Source organism: Acinetobacter sp. (genome assembly GCF_041911495.1).
Taxonomy (GTDB): Bacteria; Pseudomonadota; Gammaproteobacteria; order Pseudomonadales; family Moraxellaceae; genus Acinetobacter.
On the sequence record NZ_JAYROT010000003.1, the window covers coordinates 12,771 to 27,150 of the forward strand.

Annotated in this window: 16 protein-coding genes; 6 read left to right on the top strand and 10 right to left on the bottom strand. The window is 40.8% G+C overall.

Going from position 1 to position 14,380, the window contains the following annotated elements:
• Window positions 1-19: 19 nt before the first annotated feature.
• Together hemF and ribA are read right to left on the bottom strand one after the other, a co-directional pair.
• A complete protein-coding gene (gene hemF / locus ACE3PQ_RS00095; RefSeq protein ID WP_374294044.1) occupies window positions 20-970 on the bottom strand; it encodes an oxygen-dependent coproporphyrinogen oxidase in 951 nt (316 codons plus the stop codon).
• 141 nt (window positions 971-1,111) lie between these two features.
• On the bottom strand, window positions 1,112-1,702 hold the full coding sequence (gene ribA, locus ACE3PQ_RS00100) for a GTP cyclohydrolase II (protein ID WP_374294046.1): 591 nt from the start codon (window positions 1,700-1,702) through the stop codon (window positions 1,112-1,114).
• 336 nt (window positions 1,703-2,038) lie between these two features.
• Between ribA and dxs the strand changes: the two genes are divergently transcribed.
• The gene (gene dxs, locus ACE3PQ_RS00105; protein WP_374294048.1) at window positions 2,039-3,991 is read left to right on the top strand and encodes a 1-deoxy-D-xylulose-5-phosphate synthase; all 1,953 of its coding nucleotides are present in this window, start codon (window positions 2,039-2,041) and stop codon (window positions 3,989-3,991) included.
• A 144-nt stretch (window positions 3,992-4,135) separates the two neighbouring features.
• On the top strand, window positions 4,136-4,972 hold the full coding sequence (locus ACE3PQ_RS00110; RefSeq protein ID WP_374294050.1) for an inositol monophosphatase family protein: 837 nt from the start codon (window positions 4,136-4,138) through the stop codon (window positions 4,970-4,972).
• A 105-nt stretch (window positions 4,973-5,077) separates the two neighbouring features.
• Here the strand turns inward: ACE3PQ_RS00110 and ACE3PQ_RS00115 are convergent, their stop codons facing one another.
• Genes ACE3PQ_RS00115 through ACE3PQ_RS00125 form a run of 3 tightly spaced genes read right to left on the bottom strand, consistent with a single transcriptional unit; the run spans window position 5,078 to window position 6,892 of the window.
• On the bottom strand, window positions 5,078-5,758 hold the full coding sequence (locus tag ACE3PQ_RS00115) for a hypothetical protein (RefSeq protein ID WP_374294053.1): 681 nt from the start codon (window positions 5,756-5,758) through the stop codon (window positions 5,078-5,080).
• Between the two features lie 26 nt (window positions 5,759-5,784).
• Window positions 5,785-6,216: a ClpXP protease specificity-enhancing factor gene (locus tag ACE3PQ_RS00120; RefSeq protein ID WP_374294055.1), complete on the bottom strand. Its 432-nt coding sequence runs from the start codon at window positions 6,214-6,216 to the stop codon at window positions 5,785-5,787.
• Between the two features lie 10 nt (window positions 6,217-6,226).
• Window positions 6,227-6,892: a glutathione S-transferase N-terminal domain-containing protein gene (locus ACE3PQ_RS00125; RefSeq protein ID WP_374294057.1), complete on the bottom strand. Its 666-nt coding sequence runs from the start codon at window positions 6,890-6,892 to the stop codon at window positions 6,227-6,229.
• 368 nt (window positions 6,893-7,260) lie between these two features.
• Between ACE3PQ_RS00125 and ACE3PQ_RS00130 the strand changes: the two genes are divergently transcribed.
• The 4 genes from ACE3PQ_RS00130 to ACE3PQ_RS00145 are packed head-to-tail and all read left to right on the top strand — an operon-like array spanning window position 7,261 to window position 9,688.
• Window positions 7,261-7,617 (top strand): roadblock/LC7 domain-containing protein, encoded by a 357-nt coding sequence (locus ACE3PQ_RS00130; RefSeq protein WP_374294059.1) that lies wholly within the window; start codon window positions 7,261-7,263, stop codon window positions 7,615-7,617.
• Between the two features lie 53 nt (window positions 7,618-7,670).
• On the top strand, window positions 7,671-8,687 hold the full coding sequence (locus ACE3PQ_RS00135; RefSeq protein ID WP_374294061.1) for a hypothetical protein: 1,017 nt from the start codon (window positions 7,671-7,673) through the stop codon (window positions 8,685-8,687).
• 36 nt (window positions 8,688-8,723) lie between these two features.
• A complete protein-coding gene (locus ACE3PQ_RS00140; protein ID WP_374294063.1) occupies window positions 8,724-9,266 on the top strand; it encodes an ATP/GTP-binding protein in 543 nt (180 codons plus the stop codon).
• A 5-nt stretch (window positions 9,267-9,271) separates the two neighbouring features.
• A complete protein-coding gene (locus ACE3PQ_RS00145) occupies window positions 9,272-9,688 on the top strand; it encodes a roadblock/LC7 domain-containing protein (protein ID WP_374294065.1) in 417 nt (138 codons plus the stop codon).
• 38 nt (window positions 9,689-9,726) lie between these two features.
• Here ACE3PQ_RS00145 and ACE3PQ_RS00150 read toward each other — a convergent pair whose 3' ends face one another.
• From ACE3PQ_RS00150 to ACE3PQ_RS00170, 5 genes are all read right to left on the bottom strand, one after another.
• Window positions 9,727-10,203, bottom strand: coding sequence for a regulatory protein RecX (locus ACE3PQ_RS00150; RefSeq protein WP_374294067.1), 477 nt, complete (start codon window positions 10,201-10,203; stop codon window positions 9,727-9,729).
• Between the two features lie 53 nt (window positions 10,204-10,256).
• Window positions 10,257-11,075 carry a carbon-nitrogen hydrolase family protein gene (locus tag ACE3PQ_RS00155; RefSeq protein WP_374294069.1) on the bottom strand — a complete coding sequence of 273 codons (819 nt, stop codon included), beginning with the start codon at window positions 11,073-11,075 and terminating at the stop codon, window positions 10,257-10,259.
• Between the two features lie 52 nt (window positions 11,076-11,127).
• A complete protein-coding gene (gene gigB / locus ACE3PQ_RS00160; protein WP_298892102.1) occupies window positions 11,128-11,649 on the bottom strand; it encodes an anti-anti-sigma factor GigB in 522 nt (173 codons plus the stop codon).
• Window positions 11,650-11,943: 294 nt separating this feature from the next.
• Window positions 11,944-12,915 carry a PP2C family protein-serine/threonine phosphatase gene (locus tag ACE3PQ_RS00165; RefSeq protein ID WP_374294071.1) on the bottom strand — a complete coding sequence of 324 codons (972 nt, stop codon included), beginning with the start codon at window positions 12,913-12,915 and terminating at the stop codon, window positions 11,944-11,946.
• Between the two features lie 38 nt (window positions 12,916-12,953).
• Entirely contained in the window at window positions 12,954-13,901 is a 948-nt protein-coding gene (locus tag ACE3PQ_RS00170; protein WP_374294073.1) for a VacJ family lipoprotein, read from the bottom strand.
• Window positions 13,902-14,380 lie beyond the last annotated feature (479 nt).

Below are 14,380 nucleotides of genomic sequence, written 5' to 3' on the forward strand. Positions count from 1 at the left end.
CAAATCGTAATTGGGCGGATTATTCCATCGTACCGACTTGATCTAACCAATCTCTTGGCTTGAGGTAATATTCAGTTAGGCGCTTTTCAGGCGAATCGGCGTCCCACTCAGGGCGATACGACCAGCCTGCCAGATTCGGTAAACTGACCAAGATCGACTCAATTCGTCCTCCAGTTTGTAGACCAAACAAGGTACCACGGTCATACACCAAGTTAAACTCGACATAACGCCCACGACGATACAATTGGAATTCACGTTGTGCTTCGGTGTATGATTTATCTTGATTATGTTCAAAAATCGGCAATATCGCATCCAAATAACCATTACCCACTGCTTGCATATAATCAAAACAGGTGTTGAAATCCCATTCATTCAAATCATCAAAGAATAATCCGCCAATGCCACGCTGTTCATCACGATGCTTGAGATAAAAATAATCATCACACCATGCTTTGTGTTTTGCATAGACGTCATCTCCAAAGGGCTGACACAGGTCATAGGCTTTCTTGTGCCAAGATACGCAATCATCATCATTGGGATAAAATGGCGTCAGATCAAAACCACCACCAAACCACCAAATCGGGGCTTGACCTTCTTTTTCTGCGATGAAAAGTCTTACATTGGCATGAGAAGTTGGTACGTGCGGACTTTTTGGGTGAATGACTAAGGATAGTCCGAGTGCTTGGGCTTTCGCCCCTGCAATTTCAGGATGGCGAGCTGTGGCAGAAGCGGGCAGTTGTTTGATGTCGATGTGAGAAAACATCACGCCGCCTTTTTCGATCACTTCACCGCCTTGTAAGACACATGAGCGACCACCACCACCTTCTGGACGCTGCCAATCATCAGCGACGAATTTAGCTTGTCCGCCTCCTGCGTGCTCACGTTGTTCTAAGCTTTCACAAATTCGTTTTTGTAAATCGAGGAGGAAAGTTTTGACTTGTTCAATGTGCTCAGCATTCGGAGTAGACATGACATTCACCGTAGCAAAAATAGGATTGATTTCATCTGCTTATACTACAGCATAAAACCATATAACAAGTAAGTGTTTTAATTCATATATTAATGAGTAAGCGTCTAAAAATGACGAATGAGGTATTCCTCTGTCAAAAAGTCATTTATACATATGATCCATGCGATCACGTTTGGTGCGTAGATAGGCTTCGTTAAACGGATTTTTCCCAACAACTAATGGCAGACGATCTACCACATCAATACCGAGTCTTTTGAGTGATTGGATTTTATTTGGATTATTGGTAATGAGTTTCACTTTATGAATACCCAGCTGTTTCAGCATAATGGTGGTCATGTCATAACGGCGTGCATCAGCAGGGAGGTTTAATAAAAGATTGGCATCGACCGTATCGTGCCCTTGATCTTGTAGGGCATATGCACGGATTTTATTAGTTAAACCAATGCCACGACCTTCTTGACGCAAATATAAAATCGCCCCACGACCATACTGTTGAATCAGCCCCATGGTCGCATTGAGCTGAGGACCGCAGTCGCATTTTAGTGATGAAAACGCATCGCCTGTTAAGCATTCAGAGTGAATACGCACTAAGGTTGGCTCATCAGAAAATTGGTCTAATCCTACAGATAGCGCAACATGTTCTTCTTTAGTTTCAGGATCTTGAAAAACACTAATGATAAACTCGCCATGTGCAGTAGGTAATTTTGAACTGGCAACAAACTCGATCGACACGTAGAATACTCAATATCTTTAAAAAGCATTTTATTATAACTGAATCCTTCACCAAAACTGAAATTTGGCGTTGTTTTTGTGCAAGAACAACACTTTTTTGTATTCATCAGTCAATAATAGTTGCTATCACAGTGCAATATTCAGGATAATCTACGCTTTATTTTGTGACCTGAATTTGCGCAATGTGCTGAAATTGTGCGTGTTATGGCACGATAGCATTGTTTGCAATTTTTTTAATTAAAATGTGGCAGTGATATGTTGTAATATGAATATTGCAATGCGCTGACAAACATTCCCGAGCAACCTTTCGCAAGGCATTTGAAGGCATAGCCACATATGTTGTATACCAAGATTCCTACACAAAGACCGCATACCCCACTTTTAGATAGCGTTGATTATCCAGCACAGTTACGTCAGTTGCCTGCTGATCAGTTGGCGACATTAGCGGACGAGTTACGTCATTATTTGCTCTATGCCGCAGGGCAAAGTGGTGGGCATTTTGGTGCGAATTTGGGTGTGGTCGAGCTGACTGTTGCTTTGCATTATTGCTTTAGTACACCACATGATCGTCTGATTTGGGATGTGGGTCATCAAGCCTATGCGCACAAAGCATTGACGGGTCGTCGTGAAGCGTTGACCTCGATTCGTGCGCAAGATGGTTTGGCAGCATTTCCAGCCCGTGAAGAGTCTGAATACGATACCTTTGGCGTTGGGCATTCATCTACTGCGATTTCCGCGGCGCTTGGTATGGCGCTTGCGAGTCGTTATCAAAATCAACAACGTGAATGTATTGCTGTGGTCGGCGATGGCGCAATGACCGCAGGTATGGCGTTCGAGGCGATGAATGATGCGGTTGCACACCAAGCCGATGTACTGGTCGTGCTGAATGACAATGATATGTCGATCTCATGTAGCACAGGTGGTTTTGCCAAGCATTTAGCAGCGATTTGGAAAAGTGGTCAGTCGGTTAGCTTGGATGCGCAAGGTCAAGTGGCGATCTTACCTCATCCTGAGTGGACATATACCTCTCGTCTACATGATGCAGCGACCGATGCCGCAGATAACCTCTTTAAAGCATTAGGGTTTGAATATTTTGGTCCGTTTGATGGGCATAATCTTGAAGAACTTACACAAGTTTTAAAAGCCGTCAAACAGCGCAAAGGCCCTCGCTTAATCCACGTTTACACCAAAAAAGGCAAAGGCTTTGAACCTGCCGAAGCCGATCCGATTGGCTATCATGCGATTAGTAAAATTAGCCCAAATGTCAGCACATCTGTCCCAGTCAAACCTGTAAAAAAATATTCCGATGTATTCGGTGATTGGCTCTGTGATGAAGCCAATTTAGATCAGCGACTTCTGGCGATTACCCCAGCGATGTGTGAAGGCTCGGGGATGGTTGAGTTTGCCAAACATTTTCCACAGCGATTCTTTGATGTGGCGATTGCAGAACAGCATTCGGTCACACTTGCTGCGGGTATGGCGTGCGAAGGTGCAAAACCTGTGGTGGCGATTTATTCGACCTTTTTACAGCGTGGCTATGATCAGCTGATTCATGATGTGGCACTGCAAAATCTCGATGTGACTTTTGCCATTGATCGTGCGGGCTTGGTCGGAGAAGATGGACCAACCCATGCTGGGGCGTATGATTATGCTTATATGCGCACTATACCGAATATGGTGATCCTTGCGCCGAAAGACGAAAATGAATGTCGTCAGATGTTGCACACGGCTTACCATTATCCAGGCCCTGCAGCGGTGCGTTATCCACGTGGTACAGGTGTGGGTGCACAGATCAATACTGAGATGTCGATCTTGCCACTTGGGCAAGCAGAAGTCGTTGCAGAATATGGTACTGCGCCGTATGCGGTATCTATTCTCGCTTTTGGTAGTCGGGTTTATCCGTGTATGGCGGTTGCTGAGCAATTGGCTGAACAACTGAATATTGCGGTGCGTGTGGTGAATATGCGCTATGTCAAACCGATTGATCATCGCATGATTCAGCAATGCGCCTTAGATAGCAACCTACTGGTTACCGTTGAAGAGCATGCAGTCATGGCAGGTGCAGGCAGTGCAGTCAATGAAAGTTTGATTGCACAAGCTTTGTCTGTGCCGTGCCTGAATATTGGCTTGCCTGATCAGTTTTTAGCGCAAGCCACGCCTGCGCAAATGCTTGCTAGTGTTGGATTAGATGAAGTCGGTATTTTCCATCAAATCAAACAGCGTTATCAGTCGCTCATTGAGCAAGCTGAACACGATAAAATTTCAGCTAAAGTTTTTGCTTCACAATAATTTCATTCTATTCAAAAGTTCAGTTTTTTCAGAAAAATTTCTACTTCACGACAATGCCTAAAGTTTGCTAGAATACGCAGGCTTTAGGCATTATTCTTTTTAATCTGTATTTTCTCATATGTAATTTTTCAAGGTCGGTGTTCAATGGAACCTATGGTGGTGATGGCTGCTCGTGCGGCGCAATTGGTCGGTGAAGAGCTTTTAAAGGCGCATAAAAATCGCCATATGCTCGATTTGCAAGTCGAAGAAAAGGGCATTGATGGACCAGTCACTCGTGTGGATCGTTATCTTGAACAGATGATTATTGATACATTAAAACGCAGTTATAAAAATCATAGCTTCCTCGGTGAAGAATTTGGCTACCAAGAAGGCAAAGGTCACGATGCTGATTGGTGTTGGATCATTGATCCGCTTGATGGTACGCAAAACTTTATTAATGGTTTTCCTCATTTTTGTATTTCGATGGCTGTACAGCACAAAGACGTCACACAACATGGCGTGATTTACGATCCTGTGCGTGATGAGCTGTTCTCTGCCAGTCGTGGTCGTGGTGCGATGCTCAATCAACGTCGTATCCGTGTCAATGTGAAAGACAGCCTTGTAAATACTTTCCTTGCAGTCGGTCATCCTTTCAAATCTTTACGTGGTGAAGAAGTCGTATCACATGCGGAAGAACACTTTGCATCTTTACTTGCAGTAACTAAAGCAGGTGCGCAAATTCGTCGTGCAGGTTCTGCGGCACTTGATTTGGCATATGTGGCGGCAGGTCGCTTTGATGGTTTTTTTGAAGTAAATCTTAAGCCGTGGGATATCGCAGCAGGTGAATTACTGGTTCGTGAAGCAGGCGGTACGGTAGTGGATGCACGTGGTGGTCAAGATAGTCTTGATAATGGTCAAGTCTTAGCCTGTTCGTTAAAGCTATTAAAGCCCTTGATGAAAACTGTGGTTCCTGCGTGGGGCGATGCGGTGAAAAGTAAATAATTGCTAAATTAACATTGGAAAAGAAAAAACGCATGTACTGTTGAGCTCATGCGTTTTTTTATGGCTAGGATTTAACGTCCAAGATTTAAAGTCATGATTGCAACTTTAGAAAAGCACTTTATAGATAAAGATAATGATCGCCAATGCAATCAACGGATTTAATACTAAAAAGAACTTGGATGCTTCTGCAGTCGGTGCGAGTGCAATGCTTTGATGCGTATGATCACGGTCTTTTTGATCAGAGCCCTGTTGTGCATTTTGATTAATCATTTGGCTAAACTCTTTCATCACTTGTTGGCTATCGACTATTTGCTCTGCTTGGATGTCTTCGGCACGTTTGTGCTCAGGTTGCCCAATACTATCCCAAAACCAACCATCGGCATGGACACGTAACCAATGATGCTGACCTTCAATCAATTCAGCAATGCCATCTTGCCCAAGTGAGGCACTTTGATCGAGATGTTGAAGTTCTTGCAAAAAGATTTGCGCAATATCGTGGTTGGCAGACTGAAGCTCAGATTGAATTGGGGCAAAATAATGCTCTGCTTTTTCTTCACTTTGGATATGCGAAATGGTACGTGAGGCAAGTGGCTCTACATCTTGATTTTGTATTTGTGCATAGACTTCATTTGCATTTTTCTTCTGTGCAGAAATTAATTCAGCCATTTGCAAAGCCAAAAGGTGTAAGACAAATTGCTTACGCTCAACTTTGGGTTGTGATACCAAAAGCTTAGGCTGTTGCTGTTCGACCTGTTGACCGATATAGCTGATAAAATCAAATGCCATGAGATGTCCTTCTTGTTTTATTACAGTTAATCTAACACACGTAGCGACGGTTTTTTCTTATTTTCATCAGTTTTTTCAGACTGATCCTGTTCTACTTCTGGGAGTGCATCCTCTGTGGAAGTTTGACCGTCATATTCTTTTGGATCAAAGAATAAGCCCTGACCATTTTCACGACTATAAATCCCAAGTACCGCAGACATTGGCACATAGATCTCTTGTGGAACACCGCCAAAACGTGCATTAAAGAAAATCGCATCATTGTCCATTTGGAATTGATGAACTGCATGCGGCACAATATTGAGTACGATTTGCCCATCTTTGATGTGTTGCGTTGGCACCTTGACATGGCTTTGTGTTGCATCCACCAACAGATAAGGCGTCAGCTGATTGTCACAAATCCACTCATATATTGCGCGAGCAAGATAGGGGCGGGTTGGGGTCAAGTTGGCATCGGTCATTCTGAGCACCTTAGTTATTGAAAAGCTTTAAATAATCACTATACCTTGAAAGCTCTACTTGTGTCATGGATTGTTTAAAACTGTCACGATTAAAAACACGTTTACAATAGAGTAAAAGCGCCTTGCTGTGTTTGCCTGACAGAGAAATTCCGATTGATGGCAAGCGTAGTAACAATGGTGCAAGGCTACAGTCCAAAATCGAAAATTGATCAGACATAAAGTAGTTGGAATGTTGAAACAAGCGACTCAGATTAATGATCACATCTTGTAGTTCTTGCTGTGCTTTTTGCTTCTCGAGATCGCTTAGTTGTTCGGGGTGGCGTAATAATTGATCGGCATATTTAAACCAGTCTTGATGAATGCGCCATAATAGTTGTTTTTGTTGTGCTTTTTCAGCGGGTGCATCCGAGAATAGACGATTTTGTCGATAACGATCGTCGATATATTCATTAATAATCAATTGATGATAGAGTTTCGTTTGTGGGTCAACTAGAGCGGGTAAAGAACCATAAGGATTGATTTGGGTCAAATCGTCAATATCGCTATCTTCAACCAATATGAGTCGATATTGGATACCTTTTTCCGCCAAGATCAGACGTGTGCCATGGCATTGGTAATCATTATTATGGCTATACAGCGTAATACCATGAAAATGCGGAAGGTCTGAGTTGGACATAAAACCAATGACTAAAAGATAAAAATCACTATTTTACCCAAAATTTGATGCTGACTAAAGCAAAGTATTTATTTTAAGCCAATGGAATTATTTTGAGGTAGATTAGATTGTTTTCTAGTCAAAATTGACGTAGACAGTGCTTAGTTGACAGAAGTGGTCAAAAAACTACAAATAATTTAAATAAAATCAAATAGATTGTGATCTTGCTTAAAAAAAATACTATTGTGATTAGATGAAAATCATATATAATATTTTGTTAAGTTAATCACTTTTTTAGAAAATATTGTTAAGTTTATTTAATTGAAGTAAGTCTAATTCGGCTCAATTGATGTTTTAGTGTAAAAAATAGATGTAAAGGGGAAAGGATCTTGGCTAAAGTTTCGTTAGAAGCATTAACGGAGATTGATGGTTTTATTGCGGGTGCATTGGTCGATAGCGAAAGTGGTTTGGCGATGGTAACGCAAGGTGTGGGATTTGATCTAGAGCTTGCTTCTGCTGGGAATGCGGAAGTGTTGCGAGCAAAGCGCAAAGTTGCCAAAGCGTTGAATTTGGATGATGAGATTGAAGATATATTGATTACTTTGGGTCGTCAGTATCACATCATTCGACCACTTGAGCGGAATGATGCATTGTTTTTGTATTTGGTGTTGGATCGTTCACAATCAAATTTAGCATTGGCTCGACATGAGTTGCGGGCTTTTGTTAAAGGTTTAGATTTCGTCTAAACTACTGTAAACAAATAGGGATATTTTTTGAATTTCACTGAGTGGATATACTGATGAGTGCAAAGCAGTCGGTTTACATGACGATTTTCGGATTAAGTTTGAGAGAATTAAACGACCTGAAAAACACAATCAAATCAATGGCACCGCATCATATTGATATTCAATGGACCAATGTTGCCGAATCAAAACTGCAAACTTTATTGATTAATGAAGACTTTTTTAAATCCCCAAGTATTCAAAGACTTTTACAAAATAATCGCATCAAAGTGCTCAAAGTAAAATCTCGTTCAGATCGCCCAAGCATCATTGAAAATGGGATGTTGCATTTACCTGTGAACGATCGTAGCGCTTTACAGCAATGGTTGAGTGAAAATGTTTTTGAATCCAAAATCGAAACTTTAGTCGAGCAAGCGGAGCGAGATAAGCTACAACAAGCTGAAGAGAAGCAATTTAAAGCCAAACAGCGAAAGCAAAACGCCAAAAAATCCTATGCAACCAAAGCAGAGTTTGTTGAGGATTTACTCGATCCAAAAAATGGACGGATTCAGATTTTTGATCGTCATGGCGTACTTGGTATTGCTGATACACAGCGCCAAACGTTCTTGATTGATAAATCGAGAATCAAGAAAAATACCGACCAAACGATTAATTTTACCTATGCGACGATGACAGATAGTGCGCAATTTAGTGAAACCAAACAGCAAAATTTACAATCTTATTTGTGGAATTTGTTTTGGCGCTCGCCAAGTTATTTGGATTTTGCACCACAACAAGGCGCAATGAAATTACTTGCTTGGCCTCAAGCAGAAGAGGGTTTTGATCGTCGAGATATTCTGAGATTATCTGCATGTTTTGCCGAAGGTGCGGATATGGAATTTGTCGCCGAGCATTTGCAACTCGATTATGATCGTGTCCGTCAATACGTTGTGGCAACAGTCACAGCTGGGCTTGGTGAAATGATTTCTAAATCTCAAGCTAAGTTTGAGCTTGCGCCAAAAACGAATCATACACATGATGATCAGCAAGCGCATAAATTTTTGGGTGGACTACGACGTCGCTTCGGGCTCTAATCGGGACATTAGGAAGTCAATGATCAGGATAGCACTATGATTCTACATCAATATAAAATTGTCTTTGGCGGTTCAATCGGCGCTGGGAAGTCTACAGCGATTCAAACGATTTCAGAGATTGATGTCATCACTACCGAAGCGAAGAATACTGATACGACAACGCACCAAAAGTCGCACACAACGGTTGGTATTGATTATGGTGAAACGACCTTAGATGACGGTGTAAAGCTTGGTTTGTATGGTACACCGGGGCAGCAACGTTTTGACTTTATGTGGCCAATGGTAGGGCAAGGTGCAATCGGCACAGTGATTTTGATTGATCATAGTGCAAGCAATCCTATTCAAGATTTGCAATTTTATTATGATGCGTTCAAAGCATTTAGCTTGCATATCGTGATTGGCGTAACCCATGTCGATGTGGTGAAAGATCGTGATAATCGTATCTATCAACAATGGATGGCGAAACAAGATAAGTTGCATCCGTTATTTTTTATTGATGCACGCCAGAAAAAAGATATCTTACTGATGTTAGAAACATTAATCGCTAAGATTGAAGTCAAATTGGAAAATGTAGGGTAATTCGCATGTTTAATCACACTAATAATCAGCCACAAGTCCCAGATGAGCTCGTGAATATCGCTAAAGTGCAGATCAACGAAATTTTGATGAATGTGCGTGGCGTGGATTTTGTTATGGTCTGTACCACTGATGGCTTTGAGCTTGCCAATGTCTACAAAAAAAATGTCTCAAATACAGGCAAGCTAGCCGCTCTAAGTAGCTCAATTTTGGCAATGGTTAGTGCGTTTGGTAAAGAAATTCAATTGCAAGGTGCACAGACCATTACTTTAGATGCAGAGAATGGTAAAGCGGTATTGTCTGCGGTGCATGCGCCAAATCATCCAATGATGATCGTGGCACTCGGGACAAAAGAAATGAAACATGAAATGATGGGTTTTGCACTGAAAAAAGCGGGTGAGAGCATCAGTAAGGCGGATCAATAAATTGCTTTAATGCTCGCTGTTAAAAAATAAATTCTGCTTCATGAGTCTTCATTTTCTACATCAAATTGAATCACTTTAAAAATGACGTCCATACTGTAACCACGATATTGTAAAAATCGAATTTGTTTTGCTTTCAGCTTAGGATCGGTGGCAACTTCAGCACCATATTTTTTAACTTTTGTCGCTAATGCTTCAGCAAACCAATCGACTTCAGCCAAATCCCCGCTTGCTAATTCAGCATCTATCTGATGTTTTTTCAACTGTTGACGAATACGCTGAGGACCTCTCCCTTGACGTAGATTACTACGAACCACCATGCCTGCCATACGTTCGTCACTTTGATAATTCTGATCGGAGAGCTCATCTAAGAGGGTGTCAACCTCTACAGCATCAGCATCTTTCTCTAATAGTTTTAAGCGAAGCTGTGCTTTGGAAAATTCTCTTTTTGCCAAATAAGCAAAAGCCAGTGAGCGTAGGCGCTGACCAGTAAGTGCTTTTTGGGTTTGTGATTCCATAGAGTGCATATCAATTCAACAGCTTGATTCATCAAGATTATCAAAGTTTAAGCTTAAATGAATTTACGGTGGGATTGTAGTGGCATTGATGCTCTGATTTGATTTTGCGCATCAAGATCAAATGGTGCAAAAAGTAACTGCGCACCTGCGTGATCTGTCTGCGTAAGAACTTTTCCCTGTGATTGGCAAATCAAACTGTGTCCCCAAGTTTGACGTTTACCGTGCCAACCTTGCTGTGCTGAGCCCAATGTCATACATTGCGTATCCATTGCACGTGCTTGTAATAACAACTGCCAGTGCATTTCACCTGTATGGTAAGTGAAAGCTGATGGGGCGGTGAGTAGCGCTGCTCCAAGCCCACGCAGTTTGATGGCTAACTCTGGAAAACGCAGATCATAACAAATCATCATTCCAATATTACCAAAAGGGGTATTCACCACCACAGGCTGATCACCTGCTTCAAAGACTTTGGATTCTTGATAGGCGCCAATATGATCGCCAACCTGTACGTCAAACAAATGAATTTTGTCATAACGTGCGACGGTTTTCCCCTCAGGGCTAATACACAGACTTGTCGTGCGAACACGTCCATCAGGGACAATCACGCCATCAGGGCGATAAGTGCAGGGCAATGTGCCTGCAATGATCCATATTTGATGTTGAAATGCCAATTGCTCTATCCGAGCTTTTAATTCATCAAAGCGCTCTGCCGTTGCAAATTGCTGACCTGCGGCAAAACAGGCAAAATTTTCAGGCAGCACAATCAGTTCAGCATGTTGCGCTTTGGCATCCATGATGAGCTGTTCTACTGTAGAAAAATTGGCATCAATATTATCTTGCGAATTAAGTTGCGTTACAGCGAGTAAAACCATCGTGTTACTCCTTGTATGCAGTTTGAATAGAGAATTAAACTCAGAGAATTAATTAGACTTTAGAGTTACATGCGGTTGGTTGCATGCAAGATTGCTCTTTTTGCAATTGCTTAACCAATGGCTCGAACATATTTTGATTATTTTCATTGAGTTGCATCAAAGTACGGTGCGCATCCAATACTGTTTTTAGCATGGTTGCATGTGTCACATTTTCTTCAACCAAAGCTTTTGTGCAGACGTCTGAGCTACCACAATAGTTTAAAATCACGAAAACTTGATTTAAACCCATGCTATTTGCAAGCGTCGTAATATCAGCATTTGTTGATAGCATTACCGCTTGGATATTGTGATTCGACATCAATTTTAGACCAAGCTTCGCCAATATGCCGAGCACAGTACTATCAATAAATGTGGTTTCGGTAAGATCAACAATTGCGCCAACAACTTGTTCGCCTTGATCCATTTTGTTGAGCAATTTATCTAAGCTAATGCAACCATGAGCACGGACTTCGCCTACAATTTTAAAAATGTGGGTACCGTTCAAACTTGCATATTCGATATGACCAATAGACATATAAATGCCATGATTAAAAGACATACATAATTATCCCATAGCGCATATATGTCCGCAAGCATTGAAATTAAAATATTATTATTACATTGAAATTAATTATTTATTAACAATAAGTTATTTCTATTTAAATATGGCTAAAGTCTAAAGAATAGTACGTGTTTGAGATTAAAAAATAAGCAAATAAATGACAAAAAATGTAGCTAATTTGAACTAATTTTCCACGGTCTAGAGTAGATGAAAAGGATTGCTAAATGCTAAAGAATTTTATGTAAATATTATTCAATGAAAAATGGGTTAGTTTGAGGCGTGAATGATTTTCAGCATGGCAATGTCATCATTGACCTGAATTGGTGGATTAAAACTTTTCTGAGAAAGATCGTTCAGTAACTGTTGGAATTGCTCATTGATGCCACCTTTGTAAGGTTCAAGTGCACCGTCGGAACATAGAATAAACTGGCTATCACTTTGCATCTCAACGGTAATTTCATCAATCTTCAAATCCTCTGTTAAACCGAGTGGAAAGCTACTCGAATTAAAGACAACAGGATCTTGGTTTGGCGCAATGTAAATTGCAGGTGGAAAATGCCCCGCATTAATACAGCGCAATTGATTTTGTTTTAGATCAAGCATGCCTGCAATCATGGTAATGTGCTTTTCAATATTTTCTTTGATCAGCATTTCATTTAATTTTAAAATGAGATGCTCTGGTGATTGGGCACGTTTATGGAATCCAGCAAGCCACGAGGTAAGTAGGCTACTTGTTACACCATGTCCAGAAACATCAGCGAGATAAAATATAATTTGATCATCATTCACCTGCCAAAAATCAATCCAATCCCCTGAAAGATACGCAGATGGTTGGAATAAATATTGAAAGTCGTATTGTCTAAACTGCTCTGGCGCAGGCAGAAGGCGTTGTTGAAGCTCTGCGGCTGTGGGCAAATCTCGGCTATCTTGATTGCGCTTGTATTGGGCTTCGATCTGTTGCAGTTTATCAAAAGGCTGTTCAGGTAAATCTTCCCAAATCCAACCTGCCAAAGCACCTTTTTGCCATGCTTCGCTGAGCGCTGCGCCCTCATCTTCACGTGCGATCACAACCGTAGGGCATGTCCATTGATGATTCAAATAATCAAGAACATCGGCAATGTAGATCTGATTTGGATCGCACATGTTGACTAATGTAAGTTTGACCCACTCAATATCTGCAAACAAAGTCAATGCTTTGTCTAATTGTCTGAGCTCTCGAGAAGGGTACACAAAATACATAATTAAAAATCTCAAACTTAATCTAATATACGATGATGTTATTCGCTATCAGGTAAAGTTTTGTTAGAGTCAGGTGTTTCGGTAGTTGAAGGTTCTTCGTCGGTAAATTCATCATCTGAAAAACTATCATCTTCCATAAACATATCTGCCGAAGCATCTTCCCCTCGCCGAGTTGCAATCTCATAATTACGACGTTGTAAATAGACATCACGTAATGCAGCATATTGGTCTCCTTGCACGATCGAGTCTAGTTCTAAGAACTGTGCACGAGCGTCAATACCATCAACAGCATTGTAACTCCAGTAAATTTTATCACCTTCAAAGATGTAATCTTGAGGACGAGCAAACCTATCCACAGCAAGCATTGCAAAGCCATCACGGAAAGTACTTGGACCAGCTAACGGCAAAACAATATATGGTCCTGATGGTACGCCCCAAACACCTAATGTATTGCCAAAAGTTTCACGCTCAGAATTTAGATCAATATGCTTTGCAGGATCAGCAAGACCTAAACTTGTTACTGTATTTACTGTAAATCGTCCTAAAGTCTTGGCAGCCTGTTTAGGATTACCTTGCAAAAGTTGATTGACTGCATTCCAAGGATCACGCATGTTGTTTCGAAAATTGGCAAATCCACCACGAGCTTGCTCTGGGATCTTTTCTTTATACTGAACAGCAACAGGACGAACAATTGATTTGTCTAACGTTGTATTAAAGCTATAAATTTTTCGGTTGAGTGGTTGTAGAGGATCTTTTATTGCTTCAGGTTGATTTGCTTTTGCATCTACTTTTAATTGTTCTGTATGAATGTTCTTTAAAGCTTCAATTGTTTTTGAGCGATGATGTGTTGTCTTAACTTCAGATTGATCGACTATAGGCGTTTGGGCTTGGGTAGATGCCTCAGCTGTTATAGCTGTATTGGCAAACACAAAAGGCGAATAACATACAACACTACTGAGTAAGTATTTAAAAAAGTGAGTAGACATAAAACACCGATGATCAAATGATACGCTAGATCATACCAAGGATTTGGTCTTCCGCAAACAATAACACTGTATCTCAGTCAAAATGAATCAGATTAACATGTCCAAAAAACAACCACTCGATATAAAAAGTTGTTGTTTGGGGTTGAATTGGAATTGGGATGGTGTAGAATGCGCACCTATCGGCGGGGATGCGGATAAAAACTTGTTGATTAACAGTTATTTAGCTTGATGGTTAAATTTTTTGGTTGATTGGATGGGTTTAAAAATTATCTTTAATTTCAGTTGACTTTTTAGAGATAGAGAGTAATATAGCCGACCTAGCTTGATGCTGACGAAGCATTGAGTGATTCATTAAGAGTTAAAGAAGAACAACTTGTGTGGATTTTTACTGGTTGATTGATCGAATATATATTCATTGATTGAATTGGTAGAAATTTCTCGAAGTTTATTTGAGCGAATTTTTAGTCAGTAAGATTAAT